The sequence below is a fragment of the Acidovorax sp. sif1233 genome (assembly GCF_019218755.1).
GTDB lineage: Bacteria > Pseudomonadota > Gammaproteobacteria > Burkholderiales > Burkholderiaceae_C > Acidovorax.
This window is the reverse complement of sequence record NZ_JAHUWZ010000004.1, coordinates 198,799-215,288: the sequence shown is the minus strand read 5'-3', so window position 1 is coordinate 215,288 and position 16,490 is coordinate 198,799. Positions and strand designations below refer to the sequence as shown.

The 16,490-nt window shown below is 67.9% G+C and carries 10 protein-coding genes; 9 read left to right on the top strand and 1 reads right to left on the bottom strand.

The genetic code is table 11. The features are described 5' to 3' along the window. Positions 1-17 precede the first annotated feature (17 nt). Together KW843_RS15375 and KW843_RS15370 are read left to right on the top strand one after the other, a co-directional pair. Positions 18-2,306, top strand: a complete 2,289-nt coding sequence (locus tag KW843_RS15375) for a methyl-accepting chemotaxis protein (RefSeq protein ID WP_218296026.1) — start codon at positions 18-20, stop codon at positions 2,304-2,306. A 47-nt stretch (positions 2,307-2,353) separates the two neighbouring features. Beyond that, positions 2,354-8,518: an Hpt domain-containing protein gene (locus KW843_RS15370; RefSeq protein ID WP_218296025.1), complete on the top strand. Its 6,165-nt coding sequence runs from the start codon at positions 2,354-2,356 to the stop codon at positions 8,516-8,518. A gap of 183 nt (positions 8,519-8,701) precedes the next feature. On the opposite strand, the gene KW843_RS15365 is transcribed toward KW843_RS15370, so the two are convergent. Continuing rightward, the gene (locus KW843_RS15365; RefSeq protein ID WP_218296024.1) at positions 8,702-10,192 is read right to left on the bottom strand and encodes a deoxyribodipyrimidine photo-lyase; all 1,491 of its coding nucleotides are present in this window, start codon (positions 10,190-10,192) and stop codon (positions 8,702-8,704) included. Positions 10,193-10,213: 21 nt separating this feature from the next. Between KW843_RS15365 and KW843_RS15360 the strand changes: the two genes are divergently transcribed. The 7 genes from KW843_RS15360 to KW843_RS15330 all read left to right on the top strand — a co-directional run bounded on the left by KW843_RS15360 (position 10,214) and on the right by KW843_RS15330 (position 16,411). Then, entirely contained in the window at positions 10,214-10,813 is a 600-nt protein-coding gene (locus tag KW843_RS15360) for a YqgE/AlgH family protein (protein WP_218296023.1), read from the top strand. After that, positions 10,810-11,229 (top strand): Holliday junction resolvase RuvX, encoded by a 420-nt coding sequence (gene ruvX / locus KW843_RS15355; protein WP_218296022.1) that lies wholly within the window; start codon positions 10,810-10,812, stop codon positions 11,227-11,229. The genes KW843_RS15360 and ruvX overlap by 4 nt, the downstream gene beginning before the upstream one ends. After that, a complete protein-coding gene (gene pyrR, locus KW843_RS15350) occupies positions 11,226-11,750 on the top strand; it encodes a bifunctional pyr operon transcriptional regulator/uracil phosphoribosyltransferase PyrR (protein WP_218296021.1) in 525 nt (174 codons plus the stop codon). Before ruvX ends, pyrR begins: the two co-directional genes overlap by 4 nt. 2 nt (positions 11,751-11,752) lie before the next feature. Beyond that, a complete protein-coding gene (locus tag KW843_RS15345) occupies positions 11,753-12,715 on the top strand; it encodes an aspartate carbamoyltransferase catalytic subunit (RefSeq protein ID WP_218296020.1) in 963 nt (320 codons plus the stop codon). 79 nt (positions 12,716-12,794) lie between these two features. Beyond that, positions 12,795-14,084, top strand: a complete 1,290-nt coding sequence (locus tag KW843_RS15340) for a dihydroorotase (protein ID WP_218296019.1) — start codon at positions 12,795-12,797, stop codon at positions 14,082-14,084. Between the two features lie 138 nt (positions 14,085-14,222). Further along, the gene (locus KW843_RS15335; protein ID WP_218296018.1) at positions 14,223-14,960 is read left to right on the top strand and encodes a 1-acyl-sn-glycerol-3-phosphate acyltransferase; all 738 of its coding nucleotides are present in this window, start codon (positions 14,223-14,225) and stop codon (positions 14,958-14,960) included. A 218-nt stretch (positions 14,961-15,178) separates the two neighbouring features. After that, positions 15,179-16,411, top strand: a complete 1,233-nt coding sequence (locus KW843_RS15330; RefSeq protein WP_218296017.1) for a Yip1 family protein — start codon at positions 15,179-15,181, stop codon at positions 16,409-16,411. Positions 16,412-16,490 lie beyond the last annotated feature (79 nt).

Sequence of the window (16,490 nt, the reverse complement as noted above, 5' to 3'; positions counted from 1 at the left end):
TTCTGTAAGGCTGCACCATGTCCGTCGTCAATCAATTTGGAAAACTGTTCAACCGGAAACCTGCCACACCGGATGCAGGCGCGATTGCCGGCACGGCCGACGACGGGCAGGATATTCTTGCCACGGGTTCGCTGGACGGCGCGCAATTGCGCGACGCGTACCAGGCCGAAGCCATGAACAGTGTTCAGGGTGACCCGGACGGCTATGCCCCCGAGCAGTCTGCCCAGGACGCGGAGGAAGACCTCATCTCCCTGCCACTGCTGGGCCGCTCGACCGCTGCGGCCCACCAGCGCCGCCTGCTCGGCCTGCTGGCTGTGGGCGTGATCGTCCTGGCCTTGATCGCTGCCTGGGTGCTGCGGCAGGCCGACCGCTCCGCGCAGCAGCTTGCTGCAACGGGCCAGTCCCTCATGCAGTCGCAGCGCCTGGCGAAGTCGGTGTCGCAGGCGCTGGTGGGAAGTCCGCAGGCCTTCCCGGACGTGGTGGAAAGCTCCGGCGTGCTGGCGCGCAATGTGCGCGCCCTGAATGCGGGTGATGGCGAACTCGGCGTGGAATCGCTGGGCGAGCCCTACAAGCCCGATCTGGACGCCGTGAACCCGCTCATGGAACGTGCCGAGCGCAATGCCAGCGTGGTGATGGGCCAGCAGAAGATCCTGACGCAGGTGGGGGACGCTCTGCGCACCATCAACCGCCAATCGTCCGACCTGCTGGAAATCGCCGAGACGGTGTCGTCCCTCAAGCTGCAGCAGAACGCGCCTGCCGCCGAGATTTCCGCCGCCGGCCAGCTCGTGATGCTGACCCAGCGTATCGGCAAGTCGGCCAACGAATTCCAGACCATGGAAGGCGTGAGCCCCGAGGCCGTGTTCCTGCTGGGCAAGGACTTGAATTCGTTCAAGGAAATCGCCCAGGGCCTGCTCGATGGCAGCCCTGAACTGCGCCTGGCCGCCACCAAGGATGCCCAGACCCGCGAACAGCTCGAAGCCCTGGTCAAGCTCTATGAGCAGACCCGCACGCAAGCCAGCGCCATTCTGGGCAACCTGCAAGGCCTGGTGTCTGCCCGCGAAGCCCAGTCGGCGATCATTGCCGACAGCGAACCCCTGCGCCGCCAGCTCGAAGGCCTGCAGAGCAAGCTGTCCGCCCAGACGGGTGTGGGCGGTGGACAGCTCGCTGCCCTGGCCCTCGCCGGCCTGTTCGTGATCTTTTGCGGCGTGGGCATCTCGCGCGTGCAGCTGCTGGACAGCCGTGGCCGCCAGGCTGCTGCCGAAATGCAGCAGAAGGACGCCAAGCGCCAGGAGCAGGAAGCCAAGCGCGTCAATGACGCCAACCAGGCCGCCATTTTGCGGCTGATGAACGAATTGCAGTCGGTCGCTGAAGGTGACCTGACCCAGGAAGCCACCGTGACGGAAGACATCACGGGCGCCATCGCCGACTCGGTGAACTACACGGTGGAAGAACTGCGCCAGCTGGTGGGCAGCGTGCAGAACACGGCCACGCGGGTGGCGCAGACGACGGCCCAGGTGGACAACACGTCCACGGAGCTGCTGGCGGCATCCACCGAGCAGCTGCGCGAAATTCGTGAAACCGGCCGTTCGGTGCTCGACATGGCCACCCGAATCAACGAGGTGTCCACACAAGCGCAAGAGTCCGCCACGGTGGCCCGTCAATCGCTGCAAGCTGCCGACTCGGGCCTGCAGGCCGTGCAGAACGCCATCGGCGGTATGAACTCCATCCGCGACCAGATCCAGGACACCTCCAAGCGGATCAAGCGCCTGGGCGAATCCTCGCAGGAGATCGGTGAAATCACCGAACTGATTTCCGACATTACCGAGCAGACGAACGTGCTGGCCCTGAACGCTGCCATCCAGGCAGCGTCCGCCGGTGAAGCCGGCCGAGGCTTCTCGGTGGTGGCCGAAGAAGTGCAGCGACTGGCTGAACGTTCGGCAGACGCCACGCGCCAGATCTCGGCGCTCGTGAAGGCGATTCAGACCGACACGCAGGATGCCGTGGCCGCTATGGAACGCTCCACGCAGGGTGTGGTGGAAGGGGCGCGCCTGTCCGACAGCGCCGGTACAGCACTGACCGAGATCGACCGCGTGTCGCGCCGTCTTGCCGAACTGATTGAGCAGATTTCGTCCTCAACATCCCGGGAAGCCGTTCTGGCCAACGAAGTGGCCGACAACATCCAGCACATTTTTGCGGTGACCGAGCAAACGGGTGAAGGTACCCGAACCACAGCGCAGCAGGTGCGCGAGCTCTCGCACATGGCTGAAGAACTGCGCCAATCGGTGGCACGGTTCAAGATCGCCTGACGCTGTAGTCATCAACCAGCTGGCTCATAGCAGCCGGGGACGAATCCATGTCATCTATTGATGTCAACAATGCACCGGCCGCGGATGGGACCCAGGGAGATCAGGACCTGGGTCCTTTGGCGTGGGTGCTTGACGAACTGCGCAAATCCCTTGACGGTGCTGTCAAGGCCATGCGCCGCTTTGTGCGCGATGCGGAAGCCGCCCGCGAATCGGATCTCGCGGCGCTCGATGCCGGCCCGCTGCGCATTGCCCGGCAGCAGCTGCATCAGGCGTGCGGCGCGCTGGAAATGGTGGGCATGGGCCCGCCGGCGCTGGTCCTGCGGGCCATGGAGTCTGCGGTCCAGAAGTTCGTGCAGCGGCCCGAGACCTGCAGCGACGACGCCGCGGCCGTCATCGAGCGTGCGAGCTTTGCGCTGATCGAATACCTGGAAACCGTTCTGGCTGGCAAGGCGGCTTCGCCTGTTGCGCTGTTCCCCCAGTACCGCGACGCGCAGGCGCTGGCCGGCGCGGACCGCGTCCATCCTGCCGACCTGTGGCCTGTGGAGCGCAGGTTTCGCGAGCCCGAGGGTGCAGTGTCGGTCACGCCGCTGCCGTACGGTCCTGAAGCGCGCGCGCGCCTGGACGCCGCGGTGCTGCGAATCGTCAAATCCGGTGATCTGCGGGCCTCGTTGAGCCTGAGGGACACCTGCCTGGGCTTCGTGGCGGCCCAGCCGGACCGCCAGTCCCGCGCTTTCTGGAAGATCTGCGCGGGCTTCTTCGAGGCCTTTGGCTCCGGCCTGCTGCCCGCGGATGTCTACGTCAAGCGCGTGGCGTCCCGTGTGCTGATGCAGTACGCCACCCTGGCCAAGGGCGACACGACCATTGCAGACCGCCTGGTGCAGGACCTGCTGTTCTTCTGTTCCCAGGCCAGGCCGGCCGATGCGGCCGCCAGCGACGTGCCCTCGCTGCAGGCCGTGCGGCAGGCCTTCGCGCTGGACCGGTTCAAGCCGGTCGACTATGAAGCTGCGCGGTTCGGCCGTTTTGACCCCGCCATGCTGGCGCAGGCACGTAAGCGGATCGCCGCGGCCACCGAGACCTGGTCCGCGCTGGCCGGCGGGGACCGCAACAAGCTCAAGCCCGCGGCGGATCAATTCAGCCTGGTGTGCGACTCGCTGCGCAAGCTGCATCCCGGAAGCGAAAGCCTTGCGCAGGCCCTGACGCGCGCACTGGAATCCACCACCCGTTCCGGCGAACCGCCCTCGGCCGCCTTGGCCATGGAAGTGGCAACCTCGGTCCTGTACCTGCAGGCGGCCTTTGAAGAGCTGGATGCGGGCGACGACCAGATGGAAATCCGCGCGGGCAGGCTCGCGCAGCGCCTGGATGCCGTCGGCGCGGGCGCGGAGCCCGAGCCCCTGGAACAGTGGATGGAGGAGCTGTACCGCCGGGTCAGCGACAACCAGACCATGGGCAGCGTTGTCGACGAACTGCGCTCCACGCTCGGCGAAGCCGAGAAGGCGCTGGATCAGTTTTTCCGCAATCCGCAGGACACGGCGGTCCTGGCGACCGTCCCCGGCCATCTCGCGCAGATGCGCGGTGTGCTGTCCGTGCTGGGCCTGGACCAGGCGTCGCTCGCGGTGGTTCGCATGCGCGACATGGTGGAGCGCCTGCTCATCAACGAGGTGCCCGAGGCCGATCGCCAGGGTGTCTTCGAGAAGCTGGGCAACAGCCTCGGCGCGCTGGGGTTCCTGATCGACATGCTCAGCTACCAGCGCACCATGGCCCGCAAGCTGTTCGTGTACGACGAAGAGCTCGGTGAACTGCGCATCCTCATGGGCAAGACCCGTCCGCGTGCGTCGGATGCCGTGGAAGAGGCGCCGGCCAAGCTGGAAGAGCGGGCCGCCATCCCATTGCCCGACGTGGTGCCACGTTTTCCCGTGCCGGAACCCTTCGGCGAGCCCACGGATTTCGGATCCCTGCCTTCCCTTCCGGACATGCCGTCCGAGGTGGCCCCTGCGCAGCTGGCGCCGGTGGATCCGGGGTCGCTCGCACCCGACATTTCCTTTGATCTGCCCGTCGCCACAGAGGGCGGCGGCGCGCCGGTGCCCCAGGCGGCAGCGCCCGCGCCCGCAGTGGCGCAGGCACCGGAGATCGAGGATGAACTGCTGGAGGTCTTCCTGGAGGAGGCCCGCGAAGTGGTGGTCAATGGCCTGGCCGCCATCGACGTGCTTCAGGATGAGCCGGGCAACCTCAGCGAACAGACCACGCTGCGCCGTGCCTTCCACACGCTCAAGGGCAGTTCGCGGATGGTCGGGCTGAACGATTTCGGTGAAGCGGCCTGGTCCATGGAACAGGTCCTCAACGCCTGGTTGGCAGAGCAAAAGCCGATGCAGCCCAGCCTGCTGCAGCTGTCCTCGGACGCGCTGCGGGCATTCAGCCGCTGGGCGGACGATATCGCCTCTGGCCAGGCTTCGGGCTGGCAGCCAGACGCATTCCGCAAGTCCGCGGATGCCATGCGGCTCGACGGCACCCTGTTGCCGCTGGCCACCCCGTTCGCCAGCGAGGACAGCCCCCCGCAGGCTGCGCCCGTGCAGGAGCAGATGCAGGAAGCTGCGGCCCTGGACGGCGTGCCCATCGAATCGCTGGAGCCAGAAGCTGCAGACGCACCACAGGCGGTGGAAGAGGCGCTGGCCATCCCCGACTTCGAAGCCACCGAAATCTTCGACCACGCACCCGAAGTGCCGGCGGATCAGGCCGTGGCCTCCCCCGAGGTGGCCGAGGAGATCGATTTCTCCGTGTTTGCAGCCGCGCTGGACGAAGCGCCCGCAGACGCCGCGGTGATCGATCCTTCCAGTGCCGACTTCGTGCTGGATCTCGAACTGCCCGACCTGGAACCCGCCGTGGCGGCGCCTGAGGCCGAACTTCCGGCGCCAGCGCCCGCGTTGTCCGACGAACTGACTGAGGATGAAGTGGCCGGGCTGCTGTCGGCGCAATCCCTGGATGCCGCCGAGCCGCTGGAAGCTCCGGAGCCGGGGGAACTGGAGGCGCTGGAGCCATTGCCGGAGGCCGGTGCGCCCGAGCCCGAAGCCCTTGTGCCTGCCGAAGCGGTGGAAACCGTGGACGCCGAGCCCGTTGCTGCAACGCCGGAACTGGCCGAGGCCCTGCCGCTGGAGGACAACAGCAGCGACGAAGCGGTCAAGGTGATTGACACGCTGCGCATTGGCATTCCGCTCTACAACGTCTATCTGAACGAAGCCGATGAATGGTCCCGCCGCCTGGTGACCTGCCTGCAGGAATGGTCGCTGGAACTGCACGAGCCCCTGCCGGACATCGCGGTGGCGTTGTCGCACTCGCTCGCGGGCAGCTCCGCCACCGTGGGCTTCAATGCCCTGTCCGAAATGGCGCGCGTACTGGAGCATGCGCTCCAGCATGTGACGTTGCAGTCTGGCGGCACCCAGGAACAGGCCCAGGCCTTCATGGCGGCGGCGGAAGATATCCGCCGGTTGCTGCACCAGTTCGCGGCCGGTTTCCTCAAGGAGCCCAGCCAGGAAGTGCTGGAGCAACTGCGCCAGATCTTGCAGACCGAGGTGGACAACACCCTGTCGCCGCCCGAAGAAGATGCGGAAGCCGCAGACGGGCTGGCGATGGAGCCGGTGGCACCGATCGGCGCGGAAGCCGCGCAGCCGCTGCCCCCAGCCGAACCCGTACCCGATGTCCCCGCCGAGCTGACGCCCGTGCCGGTTCCCAAGGGGCATGTGGCGCCCGCGCTGTCCGCCGTGGTGCACGACCACGACCAGATGGTCGACGACGCGATTGCCCATGCCGTGGCGCTGGGTTCGGACGTGGATGACGACATCGATGCGATCGACGTCATCGATCCGGACCTGTTCCCGATCTTCGAGGAAGAGGCCGCGGAACTGCTGCCGCAGCTCGGTGGAGCCCTGCGCCAGTGGGCTTCGCGCCCGGACAACCTGGGTGCACGCAGCGAGGTGCTGCGGGCATTGCACACCCTCAAGGGCAGCTCGCGCCTGGCGGGTGCCATGCGTCTGGGCGAAATGGCCCACCGCCTCGAATCCGCCATCGAGCAACTGGACGCCGAGACGGTCACCTCCGACCAGATCGAGCCCCTGCAGGCCAGCTTTGACGGCCTGCAGGCCAACTTCGAAGCCCTGCGGACCATTGGGCAGAGCCCAGCCGACACGGTGGTGTCGCTGCCGGTCGAGGCCGTGCGCGCCAGTTCCCCGGTGGACCTGTCGGCAGTGCCGGTGGATGCGCCTGCACAGGCGCTGGCAACGCCGCCATCGGCGCCTGCCGTGCGCCTGCCGGCACCCTCCCAGCTTGCGCCGCTGCGCGTGGCGTCCAACCAGTCGGTGCGTGTGCGTGCGCAGCTGCTGGACCGCCTGGTGAACCAGGCGGGCGAAGTGATGATCAGCCGATCGCGCCTGGACGTGCGGCTGGGCCAGTTCCGCAGTTCGCTGGCCGACCTGTCGGGCAATCTGGACCGCCTGCGCCAGCAGCTGCGGGACATCGAGGTGCAGGCCGAATCGCAGATGCAGTCGCGCCTGGCCCTGTCCAAGGATTCGGCCGCTGGTTTCGATCCGCTGGAGTTCGACCGCTTCACCCGCGTGCAGGAACTCACGCGCATGATGGCCGAGTCGGTGAACGACGTGGCCACCGTGCAGCGCAACCTGCAGCGCACCATGGAAGGCGCCGAAGACGACCTGATCGCCCAGGGCCGCCAGGCGCGCGAACTGCAGCGCGACCTGTTGCGCACCCGCATGGTGGAGTTCGAAGGCATTGCCGAGCGCCTGTACGCCGTGGTGCGCCAGGCCTCCAAGGAAACCGGCAAGCAGATCAAGCTCGATATCACCGGCGGCTCCATCGAGATGGACCGTGGCGTGCTGGACCGCATGACCCCGGCGTTCGAACATCTGCTGCGCAACTGCGTGGCCCACGGGATCGAGAACCCCGAGGACCGGGTCGCCGCGGGCAAACCGGCGTCCGGCACCATCACGGTGGATCTGCACCACGAAGGCAACGACGTGTCGGTGGAGTTCCGTGACGATGGCGCTGGCCTGAACCTGCCGCGCATCCGGGAAAAGGCACTGTCCCAGGGCCTGATCGAACCCGATGCGCAGTTGAGCGATGCCGAAGCGGCCAACCTGATCTTCACGCCCGGTTTCAGTACCGCCAGCGAAGTGACCGGCCTGGCGGGCCGGGGCATCGGCATGGACGTGGTGCGCTCGGAGATCAATGCACTGGGCGGGCGCATCGAGACCTCGACCGAGGCCGGCAAGGGCGCTGCCTTCCGCATGGTGCTGCCACTGACCACGGCGGTGACGCAGGTGGTGATGCTGCGTGCCGGTGATCTGGCGATCGGCGTGCCCGCCAACGTGGTCGAGATCGTGCGGCGCACCTCGGCGGCAGACCTTGAAGTTGCATACCGTACCGGCCATTTCGACGATGGCACGGAGCAGCTGCCGTTCTTCTGGGCCGGGGCGCTGCTGCAGGCTTCTGCGCGCAGCAACGAGCCGGCTGGCAAGACGCGACCTGTGGTGATTTTCCGCAGCGCATCGCAGCGCATCGCCATGCACGTGGACGAAGTGCTGGGCAACCAAGAAGTCGTGGTGAAGAACCTCGGGCCCCAGTTGTCCCGCCTGCCGGGCCTGGCGGGCATGTCGGTGCTGGCCTCGGGTGCCGTGGTGCTGATCTACAACCCCGTGGCGCTGGCCACGGTGTACGGCGATCAGGTGCGGGCAGCCCATGTGGATCTGCCTCCCGTGCTGGAGGCAGATGGTTCGGGCGCTGGCGGCAAATCCGTGGTGTCGCTCCAGCTGGCGGGCCCCAGCCAGGTGCCCCTGGTGCTGGTGGTGGACGATTCGATCACGGTGCGCCGCGTCACGCAGCGCCTGCTGCAGCGCGAAGGCTACCGTGTGGCGCTGGCCGCCGACGGCCTGCAGGCGCTCGAGCGGCTGCAGGAAGAGCGTCCCACGGTGGTGCTGTCGGACATCGAAATGCCCCGCATGGACGGCTTCGACCTGGCGCGCAACATCCGCGCGGACGGTGCGTTGCGCGACCTCCCCATCATCATGATCACGTCGCGCATCGCCGAGAAGCACCGCGAACATGCCATGGAGCTGGGCGTCAACCACTACCTGGGCAAGCCGTACTCCGACGAAGAGTTGCTGAGCCTCATTCAGCACTACGCACGCATCGCAGCCGCGGTGGAGGCCTGACCCATCGCGCGTCTCGCGGCCTGCCCTTCCCGGGGCGGGCCCGTGGCGCACTTCCTGCCCTTCCTGGTGCAGCCGTGGTGCCCGGCAGAGCGCTGCACCCCCTGAACATGGCAGAGCCGACCGTGTGCGCTATGCCACGCCACGCCGCGCGGGGGCTGGGCCGCGCTGGCGCGGGGCGGCCTCTCAGGCCGCCGCCGAGGTGACCACCGCGTAGCGCTCCAGCGTTCTTTGGCGTGCCGCCGCGTGGTCCACGATCGGCAGGGGGTAGTTCTGGCCAAGCTGCACGGCCGCCTCCTGCAGCTCCAGGGGCCGCGCCGTCCAGGGCGCATGCAGGGCCTTGTCGGGCAATCCGGCGAGCTGCGGCAGGTAGCGGCGGATGAACTTGCCCTGCGGGTCGAACTTTTCGCTCTGGCTGACAGGGTTGAAGATCCGGAAGTACGGCTGCGCATCGCAGCCGCTGGAGCTGGCCCATTGCCATCCCCCATTGTTGGCGGCCAGGTCGAAGTCGTTGAGGTGGGTTGCAAAATAGGCCTCGCCCCGGCGCCAGTCGATCCCCAGGTCCTTCACCAGAAAACTGGCCACCACCATGCGCAGGCGGTTGTGCATGTAGCCCGTCTGGTTGATCTGCGCCATGGCGGCGTCGACCAGCGGGTAGCCGGTGCGGCCCGCGCACCAGGCCGCGAACAGGGCGTCCGCGTGGGGGCCGGTTTCCCAGTCGATGGCGTCGTAGGCCGGCTTGAAGGCATGCCCCACCACGTGCGGGTGGTGGTGCAGGATCTGGAAGTAGAAGTCCCGCCAGATCAGCTCGTTGAGCCAGGTGGCGGCGCCCGGATTGCCCTGGGCCGCGAGCTGGTGGGCCGCGTGCGCCAGCAGGCGCGGCGAGATGGTGCCAAACCGCAGGTGCACGCTCAGGTAGCTCGGGCCCTTGACCGCCGGGAAATCTCGGGTGACCCCATACCGCGCGATGCGGCCCAGAAAGTCGTCGAACAGCTGCCGGGCCCCGCTGGCGCCGGTGGGCAGCCCTGGCTGCGCTGTTGTGCCTGCGGCGGGCACGAAGCCCAGTGCCGCCAGGCCGGGAATGGGCTTGCAGTGCTCCGCGGGCCGGGGCGCCAGCCGGTGCGCGTGGCGCTCCACCGGGTAGCCCGTCAGGTGGAACGCGTCGATCTTCTTCAGCCACGCGTTCTTGTAGGGCGTGAACACGCTGTAGGGCGTGCCGCTCTGTGTCAGCACCTCGCTGCGCTCAAGGATCGTGTGGTCCTTGGATGTGTGGAAGGCCTTGCCCATGGCCGCCAGCCGGGTGCGCACGAGGCTGTCGCGCGCGAGCGCCTGCGGCTCGTCGTCGTGGTTGGCGAACACCGCCTGCACGTTCAGCGCGCGCGCGAATGCGGGAACGGACTCGCTGGCCCCCGCGTGGGCCACGATGAGCCCTCCCTGCGCGTGGCCCGACAGCGCGCGCAGGGCCTCGTCCAGCTCCACCAGCGCCTCCCGGATGAACTCCACGCGCCGGTCGGCCCGGGGCAGGGCATCGAGAATCTCGCGGTCGAAAACGAAGAGGCAATGCACCTGCCGGCACTGCGTCAGCGCGTGGTACAGAGCCGCCTGGTCATGGGCCCGCAGGTCGCGCCGGAACCAGACAAGGCCGCTGGGGTAGGAAGGCTCTGGAGAGTGCGCCATGTTCACCGTTAAAATTGGCAGATGTCTTCCGATTCTGCGCCCATCAACCTGACGCATCACTTCCTGATCGCGATGCCCGGTCTGGAAGATGAGTCTTTTGCGCGCAGCGTCGTCTACCTGTGCGAACACAGCGAGCGCGGCGCGCTCGGGCTCATCATCAACAAGCCGACCGACATCACGCTCAAGGGACTTTTCGACAAGGTCGACCTGTCCCTGCGTCGGGAGGACCTGAGCCGGGAACCCGTGTTCCAGGGCGGCCCCGTGCAGACCGAGCGCGGCTTCGTGCTGCACGAGCCCATGCTCATGGACACGGCCGAAACGGACGAATCCGCCTACGCTTCCACCATGACCATTCCGGGCGGGCTGGAGATGACGACCTCCAAGGACGTGCTCGAGGCCCTGTCCACGGGCGCGGGGCCCCGCAGGGTGCTCATCACGCTGGGCTACTCGTCGTGGGGCGAGGGCCAGCTCGAGTCCGAGCTGGCCGAAAACGCCTGGCTCACCGTGGCGGCCGACCTGTCGGTGATCTTCGACACCCCGGTGCCCGAGCGCTACGACCGCGCCTTGTCGCTGCTGGGCCTCAAGGCCTGGATGCTGTCGCCCGAGGCGGGGCACGCATGACCGGCTTGCCCGCTCAGCCCGCCGTTCCCGCGCACTTCCAGACCTTTCTTGCTTTCGACTTTGGCCTCAAGCGCACGGGCGTGGCCACGGGCAACCGCATGCTGCGCAGCGCCACGCCGCAAGCCACGATCAAGGCCGAAGGCGACGCGCGTTTTGTTCAGGTCGCGCAGCGCATCAAGGAATGGCAGCCCGACGCGCTGGTGATCGGCGTGCCCTACCACCCCGATGGCGCGAGCCACGAGAACACCGAACGTGCGCTCAAGTTCGGGCGCCAGCTGCGCGGCCGCTTCGGCCTGCCGGTGTTCGAGGTGGACGAGCGCTACAGCACCACCGAGGCCATCGCCGGCGGTGCCAAGGATGCGGACGCCGCTTCGGCCTGCATCATCCTGGAACAGTTTTTGAGGAACCTCCCATGAGCAGCAACCCATCCCCCGGCGCGTCCGGCAGTCTCGTGCTGGATGCCGAGGCCCTGTACCGCGAGCTTTTGCGCGGCGTGCGCAGCCTGTGGACCCCCACGACGCGCCTGGCGGGCATTGCCTCGGGCGGTGCCTGGCTGGCCGAGCGGCTGCAGAAGGATCTGGGCCTGGAGGGCGCGCCCGGCGTGTTGTCTTCCGTGATGCACCGCGACGATTTCGCCCAGCGCGGCCTCTCGGCCAGTGCGCAGACCTCGCTGCCGTTCGACGTGAACGGCGCCGACGTGCTGGTGCTCGACGACGTGCTCTACACGGGCCGCACCATCCGCGCGGTGGTCAATGAGCTGTTCGACTACGGCCGCCCCGCCAGCGTGCGCCTGGCCGTGCTGGTGGACCGGGGCGGGCGCGAGCTGCCCGTGCAGGCCGACTTCGCCGCGGCCCGCGTGGCCTTGCCCGCCGCCCAGTCGCTGGCCCTGGCGCGTGGCGACAGCGGTACCTTCCACTTCCAAGTCAAAGAGGCCTGACCGTGCTGAAGAAGCGCAACCCCCAACTCAACGGCAACGGCGAACTCATCCACCTGCTGTCCATCGAGGGCCTGCCGCGCGACATCGTCACGCACATCCTCGACACGGCCGCCAACTTCGTCTCCGTCAACGACCGCGAGGTCAAGAAGGTGCCGCTCTTGCGCGGCAAGAGCGTGTTCAACCTGTTCTTCGAGAACAGCACGCGCACGCGCACTACGTTCGAGATCGCGGCCAAGCGCCTGTCGGCCGACGTGATCAACCTCGACATCGCGCGCAGCTCGGCCAGCAAAGGCGAATCCCTGCTCGACACCATCGCCAACCTCAGCGCGATGGCGGCTGACATCTTCGTGGTGCGGCACAGCGAATCGGGCGCGCCCTACCTCATTGCCCAGCATGTGGCACCGCATGTGCACGTGATCAACGCGGGCGATGGCCGGCATGCCCATCCCACGCAGGGGCTGCTGGACATGTACACCATCCGCCACTATAAGAAGGATTTTTCCAACCTCACCGTGGCCATCGTGGGCGACGTGCTGCACTCGCGCGTGGCGCGCTCGGACATCCACGGCCTGACCACGCTGGGCTGCGCCGAAGTGCGCGTGGTGGGGCCGCGCACGCTGGTGCCGTCCGACATGGCGCAGATGGGCGTGCGTGTGTGCCACACGCTCGAAGAAGGCATCAAGGACGCGGACGTGATCATCACGCTGCGCCTGCAGAACGAGCGCATGAGCGGCGCGCTGCTGCCGTCGAGCCAGGAGTATTTCAAGAGCTTCGGCCTCACGCAGGACAAGCTGCAGCTGGCCAAGTCCGACGCCATCGTCATGCACCCCGGCCCCATCAACCGGGGGGTCGAGATCGACTCCGCCGTGGTGGATGGCAAGCAGAGCGTGATCCTGCCGCAGGTGACTTTCGGCATCGCTGTGCGCATGGCCGTCATGTCCATAGTGGCGGGGAACGAGGCGTGATGCTCGGAATGAATACTCCTGTTTTCATAGCTGCTAGCGCTTATCCAATAAGCGCTAGCAGCCAATTTGGCTTCAAATCATGAAGATACTGATCCAGAACGGCCGTGTGATCGACCCCGCTTCGGGCCTCGACCAGACCTGTGACATCGCCATCGCGGCGGGCCGCATCGTCGGCGTCAACCGCGTGCCGCCCGACTTTGCGCCCAAGCGCGTGGTGGACGCCACGGGCTGCATCGTGCTGCCCGGCCTGGTGGACCTGGCCGCGCGCCTGCGCGAGCCCGGCCATGAGCACGAGGGCATGCTCGAATCCGAGATGGCGGCCGCCGTGGCCGGGGGCGTGACCAGCCTGGTGTGCCCGCCCGATACCGACCCCGTGCTCGACGAGCCGGGCCTGGTGGAGATGCTCAAGTTCCGTGCCGAGAAGCTGCACCAGTCGCGCCTGTTCCCGCTGGGTGCGCTCACGCGTGGCCTCGCCGGCGAGGTGCTGACCGAGATGGCCGAGTTGACCGAATCGGGCTGCGTGGGCTTCGGCCAGGCCGAAGTGCCCCTGGCCAGCACCCAGGTGCTGCAGCGCGCGCTGCAGTACGCCGCCACCTTTGGCTACACCGTGTGGCTGCGCCCGCAGGAAATGCACCTCGGCAAAGGCGTGGCCGCCAGCGGTGCGCTGGCCACGCGCCTGGGCCTGTCGGGCGTGCCCGTGGCAGCCGAGACCATTGCGCTGCACACCATCTTCGAGCTGCTCAAGACCACCGGTGCGCGCGTGCACCTGTGCCGCCTCAGCAGCGCGGCCGGTGTCGAGCTGGTGCGCCGGGCCAAGGCCGAGGGACTCAACGTGACCTGCGACATCAGCATCAACACGCTGCACCTGACCGAAAACGACATTGGCTTCTTCGACAGCCGCGCGCGCTTGACGCCCCCGCTGCGCCAGCAGCGCGACCGCGATGCCCTGAGCGCGGCGCTACTGGATGGCACCGTCGATGCGCTGGTGTCCGACCACACACCTGTTGATGAAGACGCCAAGACCCTGCCGTTCGCCGAGGCCGAACCCGGTGCCACGGGCCTGGAGCTGCTGCTGAGCCTGGCGCTCAAGTGGTCGCAGGACAGCGGCGTGCCGCTCGTGCGCGCGCTGGCCACGGTCACGTCCGAACCCGCGCGCGTGCTGGGCAGTGCCCTGGGCACGCTGCAGGCCAGCGTGGGCCAGATCGTCGAAGGCGGAGTGGGCGACCTGTGCATCTTCGACCCCCAGGCCGCGTGGACCGTGCAGGACGATGCGCTGCGCAGCCAGGGCAAGCACACGCCGTTTTCCGGCTACGAGCTGCCAGGCCGGGTGCGCATGACGCTGGTGGGCGGGCAGGTGGCGTACGGGTGACCCCCCTGTGCCGCTTCGCGCCATCCCCCGAGGGGGATGCCACCGGTGGTCCGGCAGGGCCGGTTCCACGGTGGCACCCGCATCGGTCAGGCCCGTTGCGTGGGCCATGGGCATGGCGAATCGCCACGGACGGCTGAGATGAGGCACCTGCGCGCCTGCTGGCGCCTGCTGCGCCTGCTGGGCCACATCGCCAAGGGGCTGACCATCGTGGCGCTGCGTTTTCCGGCGCTGTCGCCCGATCAGCAGCATGCGCGGGTGCAGGTGTGGTCGCTGCAACTGCTGGCCCATGCCGGCATCAGCCTGCGCATCGTGGGGCAGCCGCCAGTGGCGGGGCCGGTGATGCTGGTCGCGAACCACATCTCGTGGCTTGACATTCCCGTGATGCACGCGGCCCGGCATTGCCGCTTCGTGTCCAAGTCCGACGTGCAGGGCTGGCCGCTGATCGGCACGCTGGCCACCGCCGCCGGCACCCTCTACATCGAGCGCAGTTCGCGCCGCGATGCGCTGCGCATGGTGCGGTCCATGCACGAGGCGCTGGAGCGCGGCGAGGTGCTCGCGGTGTTTCCCGAGGGCACCACGGGCGATGGCCGCGAGATGCTGCCGTTTCATGCCAACCTGCTGCAGGCCGCCGTCACCGCCAGCGCGCCGGTGCAGCCCGTGGGCCTGCGCTTTGCCGACAGGGCCACCGGCGCCACCAGTTTCGCGCCCAGCTACATCGGCGACGAGACCCTGGTGGGCTCGATCTGGCGCACGCTGTGCGCGCCGTCCATCGACGCCGTGGTGCACTACGGCGACCCGCAGCCGGCCGAAGGCCGCGACCGGCGCGCATGGGCGCAGCACCTGCACGACACCGTCGACCAGTTGCGGAAAACCTGAGGCGGCGGCAGCGGCGGGCGGGCCAGGCGCGCCGCTCCTCCCGCGTGCGCGGCGCGCAAGCGGGGTGGTTCTGCGGCCCAAAAACGTGCATATTCCACGTTTGCGGCGGCGACAGTGTGGCAACAGCGCCCAATTGCGGGCAATTTCCCGTATCGTCCGCGTCTTTCGGCCTGCGGCACGGCGGCAGCAGGCACCACTCACACTGCCGGGAGGGCACCATGAACCTGATTGAGCGCGCCAAGAGCATTCTTCTGCAACCCAAGGAGACCTGGGTCGCCATCGAATCCGAATCCACCGATGCGGCGACCCTGTTCACCCGCTACTACATGATCCTGGCCGCGATCCCGGTGGTCTGCGGCTTCATCGGCCTGTCGCTGATCGGCTTCGGCGGCTTTGGCGTGACCGTTCGCGTGCCCCTGGTTTCCGGCCTGGTGAACATGGTGGTGTCGTACGTGCTCAGCCTGGTGGGCGTGTTCGTGCTCGCGCTCATCATTGATGCGCTCGCCCCTGCGTTCGGGGGGCAGAAGAACCAGATCCAGGCCCTCAAGGTGGCGGTCTATGCCAGCACGGCCGCCATGCTGGGCGGGGTGTTCAGCCTGCTGCCGGCGCTGGCCATGCTGGGTTTGCTGGCGGCGCTGTATTCCATCTACCTGCTCTACACCGGCCTGCCCGTGCTGATGAAGAGCGCACCGGAGAAGTCGGTGGCATACACCGTGGTCGTCATCATCGCGGCCATCGTCATGGGCGTGGTCATCGGTGCCGTCAGCTCGGTCTTCATGCCCGGTGGCGGAAGCCTGTTCGGCGGCGCCGCGGCGCCTGGCGTCACCCTGAACACGCCCAAGGGGCAGGTGTCCATCGACACCGCCGGCCTGGAAGCTGCCGGCAAGAAGATGGAAGAAGCCGCGCGCCAGCTGGAGCAGGCCCAGAAGGGCCAGGACCCCGCCGCCATCGCGGCCGCCACCGGCAAGGCCGCAGCGGCCGCGGCGGGCGCGCTGGGGGGCGGCCAGGCCATTGCCGCGCAATCGCTCAAGGCCGCGCTGCCCGAAAGCCTGGGGGGCCTGCCGCGCACCGGCTTCGACGTGCAGGACGGCGCGGCGCTGGGCCTGCCCACCAGCCAGGCCAGCGCGCAATACGGCAGCGACAGCAAGCAGGTGCGCCTGGAGATCACCGACATCGGCGGCCTGGGCCAGATGGCGGTGATGGCCATGGGCATGGCCCAGGGCGAGAAGGAAGACCAGATCAGCGCCGAGAAGACGTGGCAGGAGGGCGGCCGCACGCTGCACCAGCGCTACGAGAAGGACGGCAGCCATGCCGAGCTCAAGGCCATCCTGAAGAACGGGCTGGTGGTCAGCGTCGAGGGCGACCACATGGGCGTCAAGGACTTGCGGGGCATCCTGGGCCAGGTGGACCTCAATGGCCTGGAGGGCCTGCAGCGCAAGGGCAAGTCCTGACGCCCCGGCGTACGCGGCCCACGCCCCGGGCATGGGCACCGTGCCCCCTGCACAGGCAAGCCGGCACGCGCAGGCTTTT